This window comes from Acidovorax sp. KPB24-03 (genome assembly GCF_057546605.1).
The window spans coordinates 16838-31287 of record NZ_BAAJYR010000008.1; the positions used below are offsets into that span (position 1 = coordinate 16838).

The 14450-nt window shown below is 68.3% G+C and carries 11 protein-coding genes and 1 pseudogene; 11 read left to right on the top strand and 1 reads right to left on the bottom strand.

Annotation, left to right across the window (positions count from 1 at the left end):
* The first annotated feature begins 65 nt into the window (after positions 1 to 65).
* The 11 genes and pseudogenes from rpsA to mnhG all read left to right on the top strand — a co-directional run bounded on the left by rpsA (position 66) and on the right by mnhG (position 10382).
* Positions 66 to 1751, top strand: a complete 1686-nt coding sequence (rpsA, locus tag AC27KI_RS02770) for a 30S ribosomal protein S1 (protein WP_092739611.1) — start codon at positions 66 to 68, stop codon at positions 1749 to 1751.
* A gap of 103 nt (positions 1752 to 1854) precedes the next feature.
* Positions 1855 to 2184, top strand: a complete 330-nt coding sequence (locus AC27KI_RS02775; protein WP_284415059.1) for an integration host factor subunit beta — start codon at positions 1855 to 1857, stop codon at positions 2182 to 2184.
* Positions 2185 to 2298: 114 nt separating this feature from the next.
* Positions 2299 to 2620, top strand: a pseudogene (locus AC27KI_RS02780) (LapA family protein).
* The gene (gene lapB, locus AC27KI_RS02785) at positions 2610 to 3767 is read left to right on the top strand and encodes a lipopolysaccharide assembly protein LapB (protein ID WP_487087408.1); all 1158 of its coding nucleotides are present in this window, start codon (positions 2610 to 2612) and stop codon (positions 3765 to 3767) included. The pseudogene AC27KI_RS02780 and the gene lapB overlap by 11 nt, the downstream one beginning before the upstream one ends.
* Positions 3764 to 4102: a ComEA family DNA-binding protein gene (locus AC27KI_RS02790; protein ID WP_487087406.1), complete on the top strand. Its 339-nt coding sequence runs from the start codon at positions 3764 to 3766 to the stop codon at positions 4100 to 4102. Before lapB ends, AC27KI_RS02790 begins: the two co-directional genes overlap by 4 nt.
* Before the next feature lie 99 nt (positions 4103 to 4201).
* Positions 4202 to 7162 carry a monovalent cation/H+ antiporter subunit A gene (locus AC27KI_RS02795; protein ID WP_284428663.1) on the top strand — a complete coding sequence of 987 codons (2961 nt, stop codon included), beginning with the start codon at positions 4202 to 4204 and terminating at the stop codon, positions 7160 to 7162.
* Positions 7162 to 7527 carry a Na+/H+ antiporter subunit C gene (locus AC27KI_RS02800; RefSeq protein ID WP_272568874.1) on the top strand — a complete coding sequence of 122 codons (366 nt, stop codon included), beginning with the start codon at positions 7162 to 7164 and terminating at the stop codon, positions 7525 to 7527. The genes AC27KI_RS02795 and AC27KI_RS02800 overlap by 1 nt, the downstream gene beginning before the upstream one ends.
* A 32-nt stretch (positions 7528 to 7559) precedes the next feature.
* Positions 7560 to 9242, top strand: a complete 1683-nt coding sequence (locus AC27KI_RS02805; protein ID WP_487112534.1) for a monovalent cation/H+ antiporter subunit D — start codon at positions 7560 to 7562, stop codon at positions 9240 to 9242.
* Entirely contained in the window at positions 9239 to 9733 is a 495-nt protein-coding gene (locus AC27KI_RS02810) for a Na+/H+ antiporter subunit E (protein ID WP_487112514.1), read from the top strand. The genes AC27KI_RS02805 and AC27KI_RS02810 overlap by 4 nt, the downstream gene beginning before the upstream one ends.
* Complete coding sequence (locus AC27KI_RS02815) at positions 9730 to 10014, top strand: K+/H+ antiporter subunit F (protein WP_284415051.1); 285 nt, start codon at positions 9730 to 9732, stop codon at positions 10012 to 10014. Before AC27KI_RS02810 ends, AC27KI_RS02815 begins: the two co-directional genes overlap by 4 nt.
* A complete protein-coding gene (gene mnhG / locus AC27KI_RS02820; protein WP_284401042.1) occupies positions 10011 to 10382 on the top strand; it encodes a monovalent cation/H(+) antiporter subunit G in 372 nt (123 codons plus the stop codon). The genes AC27KI_RS02815 and mnhG overlap by 4 nt, the downstream gene beginning before the upstream one ends.
* A gap of 245 nt (positions 10383 to 10627) precedes the next feature.
* On the opposite strand, the gene AC27KI_RS02825 is transcribed toward mnhG, so the two are convergent.
* Complete coding sequence (locus AC27KI_RS02825) at positions 10628 to 14335, bottom strand: hydantoinase B/oxoprolinase family protein (protein WP_487112516.1); 3708 nt, start codon at positions 14333 to 14335, stop codon at positions 10628 to 10630.
* Positions 14336 to 14450 lie beyond the last annotated feature (115 nt).

Genomic DNA, 14450 nt, shown 5'->3' on the forward strand with positions numbered 1-14450 from the left:
GCAGGCAGCTCTAAAAACGATGGCAATGGTGCTGTCGGAACCCTGTTTGCGGCTTTAGGAAATACATGTCTGAATCTTTTGCCGCCCTTTTCGAAGAGTCCTTGACACGCACCGAAATGCGTCCGGGCGAAGTGATCACCGCCGAAGTCGTGCGCGTGGAACACAACTTCGTCGTGGTGAACGCCGGCCTCAAGTCCGAAGCCTACGTGCCCCTGGAAGAGTTCAAGAACGACAAGGGCGAAGTCGAAGTCCAGGTGGGCGATTTCGTCTCCGTGGCCATCGGCTCGATCGAAAACGGTTACGGCGACACCATCCTGTCGCGTGACACCGCCAAGCGCCTGGCCTCCTGGCTGGCGCTGGAAAAGGCCCTGGAATCCGGCGAATTCGTCACCGGCACGACCAGCGGTAAGGTCAAGGGTGGCCTCACGGTGCTGGTCAACGGCATCCGCGCCTTCCTGCCAGGTTCGCTGATCGACACGCGTCCGATCAAGGACCTGACGCCTTACGAAAACAAGACCCTGGAATTCAAGGTCATCAAGCTCGACCGCAAGCGCAACAACGTGGTGCTGTCGCGCCGCGCGGTGGTGGAAGCCTCCATGGGCGAAGAGCGCGCCAAGCTGATGGAAACCCTGAAGGAAGGCTCCATCGTCCAGGGCGTGGTCAAGAACATCACCGAATACGGTGCGTTCGTGGACCTGGGCGGCATCGACGGCCTGCTGCACATCACCGACATGGCATGGCGCCGCGTTCGCCATCCTTCGGAAGTGGTCACGGCCGGTCAGGAAATCACGGCCAAGATCCTCAAGTTCGACACCGAAAAGAACCGCGTGTCCCTGGGCCTCAAGCAAATGGGCGACGATCCGTGGATGGGCGTTTCGCGCCGCTATCCTTCGGGCACCCGCCTGTTCGGCAAGGTCACGAACATTGCCGACTACGGCGCATTCGTGGAACTGGAACCCGGCATCGAAGGCCTGGTGCACGTCTCCGAAATGGACTGGACCAACAAGAACATCGCTCCCTCCAAGCTCGTGTCGCTGGGTGACGAAGTCGAAGTCATGGTCCTCGAGATCGACGAAGACAAGCGCCGCATCAGCCTGGGCATGAAGCAGTGCAAGGCCAACCCATGGCAAGAGTTCGCGCAGAACACCAAGCGCGGCGACCGCGTCAAGGGCCCGATCAAGTCGATCACCGACTTCGGCGTGTTCGTGGGCCTGGCTGCCGGCATCGACGGCCTGGTGCACCTGTCCGACCTGTCGTGGAACGAAACCGGCGAAGCCGCCGTTCGCAACTACAAGAAGGGCCAGGAAGTCGAAGCGATCGTGCTGGCCGTGGACGTGGACCGCGAACGCATCTCGCTGGGCATCAAGCAGCTCGACGGCGACCCATTCACCACCTTCGTGACGGTGAACGACAAGGGCCAGACGGTGACCGGCAAGGTCAAGACCGTGGACGCCCGTGGTGCTGAGATCGACCTCGGCGAAGACATCATCGGCTACCTGCGCGCTTCGGAAATCTCCCGCGACCGCGTGGAAGATGCCCGCAATGTGCTCAAGGAAGGTGATGAAGTCACGGCCGTGGTGGTGAACGTGGATCGCAAGACCCGCAACATCCAGCTGTCGATCAAGCAAAAGGACATGGCCGACGAGCAAGGCGCCATGGCCAACCTGAGCCAGCAATCGAGCCGCGAAAGCGCCGGCACGACCAGCCTGGGCGCCCTGCTGCGCGCCAAGCTGGACAACTCGGACAAGTAATCCGAGAGTCAGGCAACGACCGCTTCGGCGGTTGTGAATGGCGGGCGCCTCGTGCGCCCGCTTCTTTTTGTTCTGTTTCCCAGGTTGCAAAGACTAGGATTCCATGACCCGATCAGACCTCGTTGAAGAACTGGCGGCACGGTTCAGCCAGCTCACCCAGCGCGATGCCGAATACGCCGTCAAGACCATTCTGGACGCCGTGGGCGACGCATTGGTGCGTGGCCACCGCATCGAGATCCGGGGTTTTGGCAGCTTTTCGGTCAACCGCCGCCCGCCCCGCATGGGCCGCAATCCCCGCAGCGGCGAAGCCGTGGCGATCCCGGAAAAGCGCGTGCCCCACTTCAAGCCCGGCAAGGCCCTGCGCGAAGCCGTAGACCAGCGCACGGTCGAAATGGGCATCGTCGATGCACCGTCGCAAAAACATCAAAATTGATAGCTGCCTGCGCTTGGCTGTCAAGCGCCGGGAGCCCGTGGCACGGGTATCGGCGCAGATGGCAGACGCGCCACGGCCTGCCCGTAGAATGCCCCCACACCACCGGGGAGACGCATGAAATACCTCCTGTGGCTGCTCAAGGCAGCCATTTTTTTTTACCCTGTTCGCTTTTGCACTGAACAACCAGCAAGACGCCACCGTGCACTTCTTTTTCGGCACGCACTGGAGCGCGCCCCTGGTGCTCGTCGTGCTGACGGCCTTCGCGGCCGGGGTCGTCGTGGGCGTGCTGGGCATGGTGCCCCGCTGGTGGAAGCACCGCAGCGCCGCCCGGCGCGCACAGGCCGCGTTGCCGGCTGAAGCCCCGGCTCCCGCACCGGTCGCGGCTCCAGCCGTGCCGGACCTGCAACAACAACCGCCCTCCATCCATGGAATTTGATTTCAGCTGGCTGCTGCTGGGCCTGCCGCTGGCGTTCGTGCTGGGGTGGTTCGCCTCCCGCTTCGACCTGCGGCAATTGCGCGAGGAGAACCGCCGCGCGCCCAAGGCCTATTTCAAGGGCCTGAACTTCCTGCTCAACGAGCAGCAGGACCAGGCGATCGATGCGTTCATCGAGGCGGTGCAGAACGATCCAGACACGTCCGAGCTGCATTTCGCGCTGGGCAACCTCTTTCGCCGCCGTGGCGAGTACAACCGCGCCGTCCGAGTGCACGAGCACTTGCTGTCACGCGGCGACCTGAGCCGCACCGACCGCGACCGGGCACAGCATGCGCTGGCCCTGGACTTCCTCAAGGCCGGCCTGCTCGACCGCGCCGAGGACGCCCTGCGGCGGCTGGAGAACACGCCGTTTGAGAGCCAGTCGCGCCTGGCCCTGCTGGCCATCTACGAACGCTCGCGCGACTGGCCGCAGGCGGCGGCCATCGCCCGCAAGATGCACGGATCGCATCAGGGCGACTTCAGCACGCGTCAGGCCCACTACCTGTGCGAACAGGCCATCGCACGGGCCGCACAAGGCGACCAGGAAGCCGCGCAGGCGCAGTTCGAAGAGGCCGTGGCCGCCGCGCCCCACGCACCCCGCCCGCGCATCGAACTGGCCCGCCTGCACCACCGCTGCGGCCGGCCGGAACAGGCGTTTTCCACGCTGCTGGAGCTGTCGCGCGAATCGCCCGGCGCCCTGCCCCTGGCCGCCCCGTTGCTGGTCGAGGTGGGCGCAGCCACCCAGCGCGCCGAGGAAACCTACCAGCTGCTGCTGAGCCATTACGAGCGGGCGCCGTCGCTGGACATGCTGGAGGCCATCGTGTCGATGGACGCCGCCTCGGGCGACGCGTCCCGGCCCGGGCCGCAGTGGTACGTGCGCCATCTGGACAAGGAGCCCTCGCTGGTGGCGGCCGCGAAGTGGCTGGCGCAGGAAACACTGGAGCACGAGCAGTTCCATCCCCAGGTGCAAAAGGCGCTGGACCAGGCGACCAAGCCGCTCACCCGCTACCGATGCGCGGCCTGCGGCTTCGAGGCCCGGCAGCATTTTTGGCAATGCCCCGGCTGCCAGACCTGGGACAGCTACCCCGCCCGGCGGGTGGAAGAGCTATGAGGCTGCGGGGGACCAAGGCCCTGCTGATCGCCATGGCCATGGCCGCAGCCGTTCACTGCGTCGCCGCCGTGGCGGCGGTGGAGGTCAACACGGCGTCCGTCGCCGACCTCGACGGGGTCAAAGGCATCGGCCCGGCGCTGTCGGCCAAAATTCTCCAGGCGCGCGAGAAAGGTCCGTTCCAGAACTGGCCGGACCTCGTCGGCCGCGTCCCGGGCCTGGGCAAGGCCTCTGCCGCGCGACTGTCCAGCGAAGGCCTCACGGTGAACGGTGCCTCGTTCGACGGCGCGCCGGCCACAGCCGCCCCATTGCCGCCCATGGCGGGCGCGTCGCGTTAGACACCCAATGGATTGCGAGCCCGCAGCACGCCCAATCTCCGGGCTCTGCTAGGGTATTCATAGCATGTCCGAAAGGCATGCCCGTAGAATCGTTCGGGCATGCCCCTGATCCTCCTCGTCCTCCTCCCCTTCATCGGCAGCCTGCTGGCGGCGGTGCTGCCGTCGAACGCGCGCAACACCGAATCCACGCTCGCCGGTGCGATCGCGCTGTTCTGTGCGGTGCAGGCCGCGCTGTACTTTCCGGAGATCGCCGCGGGCGGGGTGCTGCGCCAGGAAATCCCCTGGCTGCCCGCGCTGGGGCTGAACCTGGTGATCCGCATGGACGGATTCGCCTGGATGTTCTGCATGCTGATCCTGGGCATCGGCTCGCTGGTGGTGCTGTATGCGCGCTACTACATGTCGCCGGCCGATCCGGTGCCGCGCTTCTTCTCGTTCTTCCTGGCGTTCATGGGCGCCATGGCCGGCGTGGTGCTGTCGGGCAACATCATCCAGCTGGCCTTCTTCTGGGAGCTCACCAGCCTGTTCTCCTTCCTGCTGATCGGCTACTGGTACCACCGCCAGGACGCGCGCCGGGGCGCTCGCATGGCGCTCACCGTGACGGGCACGGGCGGACTGTGCATGCTGGCAGGCATGCTGGTGATCGGGCACATCGTGGGCAGCTACGACCTCGACCATGTGCTGGCCGCCGGCGAGCAGATCCGCAACCACCCGTGGTACCTGGCGGCCCTGGTGCTGGTGCTGCTGGGTGCGCTGACCAAGAGCGCGCAGTTTCCCTTCCACTTCTGGCTGCCCAACGCCATGGCCGCGCCGACGCCCGTGTCGGCCTACCTGCACTCGGCCACGATGGTCAAGGCGGGCGTCTTCCTGCTGGCGCGCATGTGGCCCGTGATGGGCGGCACCGAGCCCTGGTTCTGGCTGGTGGGCGGCGCGGGCGTGTGCACGCTGCTGGTGGGCGGCTACGCGGCCATGTTCCAGAACGACCTCAAGGGACTGCTGGCGTATTCCACGATCTCGCACCTGGGCCTGATCACGCTGCTGCTGGGGCTCAACAGCCCACTGGCGGCGGTGGCAGCGGTGTTCCACATCATGAACCACGCCACCTTCAAGGCCTCGCTCTTCATGGCGGCGGGCATCGTGGACCATGAAAGCGGCACGCGCGACATCCGGCGCCTGTCCGGACTGCGCACCATGATGCCGGTGACGGCCACCTTGGCGATGGTGGCCAGCGCCTCCATGGCGGGCGTGCCGCTGCTCAACGGCTTTCTGTCCAAGGAAATGTTCTTCGCCGAGACGGTGTTCCTCGACGCCTCGCCGCTGGTGGCGACCGTGCTGCCCGTCGCCGCCACGCTGGCCGGCGTGTTCAGCGTGGCCTACTCACTGCGGTTCATCGTGGACGTGTTCTGGGGCCCGCGCGCGCAAGACCTGCCGCGCCAGCCGCACGAGCCGCCGCACTGGATGCGCGTGCCCGTGGAACTGCTGGTGCTGGCCTGCCTGGTGGTCGGCATCTTTCCCGCGTGGTCGGTGGGCCAGTACCTGGACGCGGCGGCGCGGCCGGTGGTCGGCGGCCCGTTGCCCGAGTTCAGCCTGGCCATCTGGCACGGCTTCAATACCCCCTTCGTGATGAGCCTGGTCGCCCTGGGCGGCGGCACCGCGCTCTACCTTCTGCTGCGCCGCCAGCGCGCCGCCGGCAAGGTGGATGCGCCCCCGCTCATCTACCGCGTGAGCGGACGGCGCCTGTTCGAGATCGCCCTCACCTGGCTCACGCTGTGCGGGCACAACGGGCGGCGGCTGATGGCCACGCCGCGGCTGCAGTGGCAAATGCTGTGGCTGGTGCTGGCGGCGCTGGCCGGCGCGGCCCTGCCGCTGTGGACGCAGGGCCTGCAGCTCGGCGACCGCGGCACCCTGCCCCTGTCGCCGGCCTTCGTCGTGCTGTGGACGCTGGGCTCGATCTGCGCGGTGGCCGCCGCGTGGCAGGCCAAGTACCACCGGCTGGCGGCGCTGACGCTCATGGGCGGCGCGGGCCTGTGCACCTGCATCACCTTTTTGTGGTTCTCGGCGCCCGATCTGGCGCTCACGCAGATCGTGGTGGAGATCGTCACCACCGTGCTCGTGCTGCTGGGCCTGCGCTGGCTGCCCCGGCGCGACGAGCGGCTGCGCGGCGTGGACACCACCCACCCGGGCATCGTGCGGGCACGGCGGTTGCGCGACATGGCGGTGGCGCTGGCCGCCGGCGGCGGCATGGCCTGGCTGGCCTTCACCATGATGAGCCGGCCGTTCCCCGAGAGCACCTCCACCTTCTTCCTGGAGCGCGCGCAGACCGAGGGCGGCGGCACCAACGTGGTCAACGTGATGCTGGTGGACTTCCGCGGCTTCGACACCTTCGGCGAGATCGTGGTGCTGGGCATCGTCGCCCTGACGGTGTATGCGCTGCTGCGGCGCTTCCGCCCGGCGCGCGAGACCATGGACCTGCCCGAGCAGCAGCGCAACATGCCGGCCGATCTGCAGACCGACCTGCTCAACCCGCGCAATGCGACCGACACCGCCATCGGCTACCTGATGGTGCCCGCGGTGCTGGTGCGCCTGCTGCTGCCATTCACGGCCCTGGTGTCGTTCTACATGTTCATGCGCGGCCACAACGAGCCGGGCGGCGGCTTCGTGGCCGGGCTGGTGCTGTCGGTGGGGCTGCTGCTGCAATACATCATCTCGGGCACGCACTGGGTCGAGGCGCATCTGCCGCTGTACCCGCGCCGCTGGATCGGCACGGGGTTGCTGTTCGCCCTGGGCACCGGGCTGGGCGCCATCGCGCTGGGCTATCCGTTCCTGACCAGCCACACCGCGCACCTGCACCTGCCGGTGATCGGCGAGATCCACATCGCCAGCGCGCTGTTCTTCGACATCGGCGTCTTCACCCTGGTCGTCGGCTCGACGCTGCTGATCCTCACCGCCATCGCCCACCAATCGGTGCGGGGCCACCGCTACCACGCGCGCCTGGCCGAGGAGCGTGAGGCCGAACTGGCGGCCAGCCCCGACGCCACCGCCCCCGAAGGAGGAGCCCGCTGATGGAAATCGTTCTCGCCATTGCCATCGGCGTGCTCACCGGCTCCGGCGTGTGGCTGCTGCTGCGCCCGCGGACCTTCCAGGTCATCATGGGCCTGGCCCTGCTGTCGTATGCGGTCAACCTGTTCATCTTCAGCATGGGCCGCCTGGGCCTGGCCATCAACAAGGAGCCCGTGCTGGTGGAAGGTGTTCCGAAGGACCTGCTGCACTATGCCGACCCCATGCCGCAGGCGCTGGTGCTGACTGCCATCGTGATCGGCTTCGCCATGACGGCGCTGTTTCTCGTGGTGCTGCTGGCATCGCGCGGCATGTCGGGCACCGACCATGTGGACGGCACGCGCTCGCACGACGTGCAGGAGATGCCGTGACCCCTGCCCTCGCGCACGCCCTTTCCGCATGGATGCCGCACCTGATGCTGGTGCCCATCGTGCTGCCGCTGCTCACCGCCGCGCTGATGCTGCTGCTGCGCGAAGAGCGCCAGCGGCTCAAGCTGGGCCTGAACATCGCATCCACCTTCCTCGGCCTGCTGGTGGCCACGGCGCTGCTGCTGTGGACGGCCCAGGCCACCGTGCCCACCACCATGGGCGTGTATCTGCCGGGCAACTGGCCCGCGCCATTCGGCATCGTGTTGGCGCTGGACCGGCTCTCGGCCATGATGCTGGTGCTGACCAGTGCCGTCGCCCTGTGCTCCATCGTCTTCGCGGCCGCGCGCTGGCACCGCGCCGGGGTGCACTACCACCCGCTGTTCCAGTTCCAGCTGATGGGGCTGGCGGGCGCGTTCCTCACCGCCGACCTGTTCAACCTGTTCGTGTTCTTCGAGATCATGCTGGCCGCCTCCTACGGGCTGCTGCTGCACGGCTCCGGACGCACTCGGGTGCAGGCCGGGCTGCACTACATCGCCATCAACCTGGCGGCCTCGTCGCTGTTCCTCATTGGCGTGTCGATGCTGTACGGCATCACCGGCACGCTGAACATGGCCGATCTGGCGCAGAGCATTCCCAAGGTGGCGGCGGCGGACCGGGGCCTGCTGCACGCAGCGGCGGCCATCCTGGCCACGGCCTTCCTCATCAAGGCCGCGATGTGGCCGCTCAACTTCTGGCTGGTGCCGGCTTACAGCGCCGCCACCGCGCCGGCCGGCGCGCTGTTCGCGCTGATGACCAAGGTGGGCGTGTACACCATCCTGCGGCTGTGGACGCTCATGTTCAGCAGCGAGGCCGGCGCCTCCGCGCTGTTCGGCAGCCTGTGGCTGATCGGCGGCGGCATGATCACCATGGCCTTCGGCGGCATCGGCATGCTGGGCTCGCAGCGGCTCACGCACCTGGCGGGCTATGCGGCCATTCTTTCGTCCGGCACGCTGCTGGCGGCGGCCGGTTTCGGGCAGAACGTGCTGACCGCCGGGCTGCTGTACTACCTGCCCAGCTCCACGCTGGCGATCAGCGCGATGTTCCTGCTGGGCGACCTGATCGACCGCTGGCGCAACGACGGCGCCACGCTCGCGCCGCACGAGCGGCACGACGACGCGCCCTTCCTCACGGCCGAGCTGGTGCCCGCCGCGGGCCTGAACCTCGACGAGGACGAGACCGTGCTGATCGGCCGGGTCATTCCCGCCGCCGCCGCCTTCCTGGGCCTGGCCTACCTGCTGTGCACGCTGGTGATCGCCGGGCTGCCGCCGCTGTCGGGCTTCGTGGGCAAGTTCGCCATGCTGACGGCGCTGCTCAACCCGCTGGGCCTGGGCTCGTCTTCCGGCTACCAGCCCGGCACGCCGGGATGGGTGCTGCTGGCGCTGATGATCGTCACCGGCCTGTTCGCGCTGATCGCCCTCACCCGCACCGGCATCCGCTATTTCTGGACCACGCACGACCGCCGCCCGCCCCAGCTGCGCGTGCTGGAAGGCCTGCCGATCGCGCTGCTGCTGGCCGGGTGCATCGGCCTCACGCTGCACGCCGGCGCGGTGATGCGGTTCACGCAGGCCACCGCCAACGCGCTGCACACCCCGTCCAGCTACATCCGCGCGGTGATGTCGGCGCGGCCCGTGCCCGGGCCGGTCACGCCGGCGCAGCCGCCCGCGAAGGAAACGCCATGAAGCGCCTGTTCCCGGCCCCGCTGCTGTCCGTGGCGCTGTTCGTGATGTGGCTGATGCTCAACCGCTCGGTGAGTGCCGGGCAGCTCGTGCTGGCGGCGTGCGTGGCCATCGCCATCCCGGTGCTCACGCGTGGCCTGCGGCCCCTGCCGGTGCGCATCCGCCGGCCCGGCACCGTGCTGCGGCTGGTAGCGTCCGTCATCGCCGACAGCGTGGCGTCCAACCTGCGGCTGCTGCGCTTTCTGGCAACGCCATCGGGCCATCGGCCGCACCCGCCGGGCTTCGTGCAGATTCCACTGGAGATGCGCGACCCGAACGCCCTGGCGGTGCTGGCGATGATCGTGTGCATCACCCCCGGCACGTCGTGGGCCGAACTATCTCTGGACCGTTCGGTGCTGATGCTGCACGTGCTGGAGCTGGACGACAAGCAGGCCGCCATCGATCACATCAAAACGCGCTACGAGCGCCCCCTGATGGAGATTTTCGAATCATGACCAACGGTTCCATCCTGTCCATCGCGCTGCCGGTCGCCGTCTTCCTGCTGGTGCTGGCGATGTCCTGCGCCCTGGTGCGCATGCTCAAGGGCCCGTCGGCGCAGGACCGGGTGCTGGCCCTGGACTGCATGTACCTGAACGGCATGCTGTGCATGCTGGTGCTGGGCATCTACTACGGCAGCACGAACTACTTCGAGGCGGCGCTGCTGATCGCGCTGCTGGGCTTTGCCAGCTCCACGGCGATGGCCAAGTTCCTGCTGCGCGGCGAGGTGATCGAATGACCGCCACCACCCTGCCCCTGTGGGCCGAGATCGCCATCGCGGCCCTGGTGCTGGCCGGGTGCGGCATCGCCCTGCTGGGGTCGCTCGGGCTGCTGCGCCTGCCGACCTACTTCGAGCGGGTGCACGCGCCGTCCGTGATCGCCACGCTCGGGTGCTGGTGCATCGTGCTGGCCACGCTGCTGTACTTTTCGGTCCAGGGCGCCGGGCTGGCGCTGCACGCGCTGCTCATCGGCCTGTTCGTGGCGGTCACCGTGCCGGTGACCAACATCTTCCTGATGCGCGCCGCCCTGTTCCGCGCGCGCCGGGCCGGCCAGAACGTGCCGCCCAGCCTGAGCCGCCTGCACGAGAGCACCGACCGCGACTCCTGAGGCGATCGTCGGCGCATCTTCTCGGCGTGTTTCTCGGCGTATCTTCTCGGCGCCTTCTTCGACGCATTTGCTACCAAATTTATAGCAATATCCCCTAGAAGAATATGCCGCCACGGCCTGTTTGACCACATGCCGAACGGTCCGTGCCGGACGAGCGGCATCGGTGGCTGGACACAGCCGAACGCTACCAATTCAATAGCATGATGCCCTAGTGGAATCTGCGCTGGCGGCCTTTTCCGCTCGAATCAAGAACCCGCCCCACCGAAGCCGCCGCCACCCGGCGTGTGCACCTCGAACACATCGCCCGGCTCCATCTGCGCCTGGCCGATGTGCTCCAGCACCTCCACCCGGCCGTCCGCACGCACCACGCGGTTGATGCCGGGCTGCCCCGGCTGGCCGCCCGCCATGCCGAACGCGCCGTGGCGGCGCCCGTTGGAGAGGATGCCGGCCGTCATGGGTTCGAGAAAACGCACCCGGCGCACGCCGCCATTGCCGCCCTTCCAGCGCCCCGCCCCGCCCGAATCGGCGCGGATGGCGTAGCTCTCCAGCCGCACCGGAAAGCGGAACTCCAGGATCTCGGGATCGGTCAGGCGCGAGTTGGTCATGTGCGTCTGCACGACACCGGTGCCGTCGAAACCCTCCACCAGTTCCCCTCCATCGCCGAACACCCCACCGGCGCCGCTGCCGCCCGAGATGGTCTCGTAGTACTGGTGGCGGTCGTTGCCGAAGGTGAAGTTGTTCATCGTGCACTGGCTGCCCGCCGACACGCCCAAAGCGCCCAGCAGCGCGTTGGTGATGCAGGTGGAGGTCTCCACGTTGCCCGCCACCACGGACGCTGGCGGCAAGGGGTTGAGCATGGAGCCGGGCGGGATGATGACCTCCAGCGGCTTGAGGCAGCCGGCGTTCAGCGGAATGTCGTCGTCCACCAGCGAGCGGAACACGTACAGCACCGCGGCCATGCACACCGCGGTGGGGGCATTGAAGTTGTTGGCCTGTTGCGCCGAGGTGCCGGTGAAGTCGATCACCGCGCTGCGGGCGGCGGCGTCCACGCGCACCGCGACCTGGATCTGCGCGCCGTTGTCCAGCGGCAGCGTGAAGGCACCGTCCTGGAGCCGGGCGGCCAGGCGGGCGATGGCGCGGCGCACCGACTCCTCGGCGTTGTCCTGCACATGGCCCATGTAGGCCTGCACCACGGGCAGGCCGAACTGCTGCACCATGCGCCGCAGTTCCTGCACGCCCTTTTCGTTGGCGGCGATCTGCGCCTTCAGGTCGGCCAGGTTCTGCTGCGGGTTGCGGCTGGGGTATTCGCCGCTTTGCAGCAGGGCCGTCATTTCGGCCTCGCGCAGCACGCCGCGCTCCACCAGCTTGACGTTGTCGATCTGCACGCCCTCTTCCTCGATGCGCGTGGAAAACGGCGGCATCGAGCCGGGGGTGGTGCCGCCCACGTCGGCATGGTGGCCGCGGCTGCCGACGTAGAACGTGGGCTCGGCCTCTTCGGCCAGGTACACGGGGGTGATGACGGTGATGTCCGGCAGGTGCGTGCCGCCGTGATACGGATCGTTCAGCACGTACACGTCGCCCGGCTGCATGCGCCCGGCATTGCGGTGGATGACCGCCTTGATGCTTTCGCCCATCGAGCCCAGGTGCACCGGCATGTGCGGCGCGTTGGCGATCAGGTGGCCTTCGGCGTCGAACAGCGCGCAGCTGAAGTCGAGGCGCTCCTTGATGTTCACCGAGTGCGCGGTGTTCTGCAGCTGCAGCCCCATCTGTTCGGCGATGTTCATGAAGAGGTTGTTGAATACCTCCAGCAGCACCGGGTCCACCGTGGTGCCCAGCGCATGCCGCACGCTGCGCGCGATGGTGCGGTCGATCACCAGGTGGTCGAGGGCCGTCAGCGCGGCCTGCCAGCCCGGCTCCACCACGGTGGTGGCGTTCTTCTCGGCAATGATGGCCGGGCCGGCGATCACATCGCCGGGGCGCAGGTCCTCGCGCACCACCAGGGCCGCGTCGTGCCACGCGGGCATGCCGTCCACGCCCACGGTGTACATGCGCACGGTGCCACGGCGCGGCGCCTCGCGCGGCGGTTGCAGGGCCTGCATCGGCTCGACCGGCGCGTCGCCGGCCACCACCGCCTCGACCGAGACCGCCTCCACGATCAACGCCCGGCCCCGCATGAGAAAGGCGAAGCGCTGGCGGTAGGCGGCCTCGAACCCCGCCGTGATGGCCGCCACCTCCGGCACCTCGCCGACGGGCACGACCAGCGCCGCGTCCGAGCCCTCGTACCGCACATGCACCCGGCGGCGCACCGACACCGGCGCACCGCCTTGCTGCTGCTGTGCCATCTCGGCCCGGGCCGCCTCGGCCAGCGCATCCAGCGTGTGGGCGATGCCGCCCAGGGCCTCGGGCGACAGGCGCGCCTCCACCGCCTGCTCGCGGATCAGGTTCTGGTCGGCCAGGCCCATGCCGTAGGCCGACAGCACGCCGGCCAGCGGGTGCACGAACACGCGCTGCATGCCCAGCGCATCGGCCACCAGGCAGGCATGCTGCCCGCCCGCGCCGCCGAAGCACTGCAGGGTGTAGCGCGTGACGTCGTAGCCCCGTGCGACCGAGATCTTCTTGATGGCATTGGCCATCTGCTGCACCGCGATCTGGATGAAGCCGTGGGCCACGTCGTGCGCGGGGCGGCCGGCCTGCGCCGCCAGGTCAGCAAAGCGGGCCTGCACCACCCCCGCATCGAGCGGCTCGTTGCCGCCGTGGCCGAACACGTGCGGAAAGTGCGCGGGCTGGATCTTGCCGACCATCACGTTGGCATCGGTCACGGCCAGCGGCCCGCCCCGGCGGTAGCTGGCCGGCCCCGGGTTGGCGCCCGCGCTCTGCGGGCCCACGCGAAAGCGCGCGCCGTCGTATTCCAGGAGCGAGCCGCCGCCGGCGGCCACGGTGTGGATGCTCATCATCGGCGCGCGCATGCGCACGCCCGCCACCTGGGTTTCGAACTCGCGCTCGAACTCGCCCGCGTAGTGGCTCACGTCGGTGGAGGTGCCGCCCATGTCGAAACCGATCACGCGCACCGAATCCCCCGGGCCCGCGGCCCCGCCGGCACCTCCTGCGCCGCCTGCCTCGCCCGCGAAGGCCAGCTCCGCCGTGCGCGCCATCCCCACGATGCCGCCGGCCGGGCCGGAGAGGATCGCGTCCTTGCCCTGGAAACGGTGCGCATCGGTGAGCCCGCCCGACGACTGCATGAAGTACAGCGGCACGCCCGGCATCTCGGCGGCCACCTGCTCCACGTAGCGGCGCAGGATGGGCGACAGGTAGGCATCCACCACCGTGGTGTCGCCCCGGCTCACGAACTTCATCAGCGGGCTGGTGCCGTGCGAGGTGCTCACCTGCGTGAAGCCCGCCTCGCGCGCGAGCCGCGCCGCCGCCTGCTCGTGCGCGGTGTAGCGGTAGCCATGCATGAACACGATGGCCACGCTGCGCAGGCCCGCGTCGTGGGCGGCCCACAGGCGCTCGCGCAGGTGGGCCACGTCCAGCGCCTGCTCGACCTCGCCATGGGCCCCCACGCGCTCCTGCGCCTCGATCACGCGGCTGTACAGCAGCTCGGGCAGCACGATGCGGCGCTCGAACAGTCGGGGGCGGTTCTGGTAGGCGATGCGCAGCGCATCGCGAAAGCCCCGCGTGGTCACCAGCAGCGTGGGCTCTCCCTTGCGCTCCAGCAGCGCGTTGGTGGCCACGGTGGTGCCCATCTTCACGCACTCCACCTGCGTGGGCGACACGGGCGCGCCGGGCTGCAGGCCCAGCAGATGGCGGATGCCGGCCACCGCGGCATCGCGATAGTGCCCGGGGTTTTCGGACAGCAGCTTGTGCGTGACCAGGGTGCCGTCGGGCCGGCGGCCCACCACGTCGGTGAAGGTGCCGCCACGGTCCACCCAGAACTGCCACAGTTGCGTTGCCATGTCGATGCTTTCCTCAGCCTGTTACGAATGAAATGGTTGGACAACATTGACGCAGGCACCACCTGCGAGACAGGAGAGCATCCACGATCTGCCGACCTTTTTCGATGATATCTTC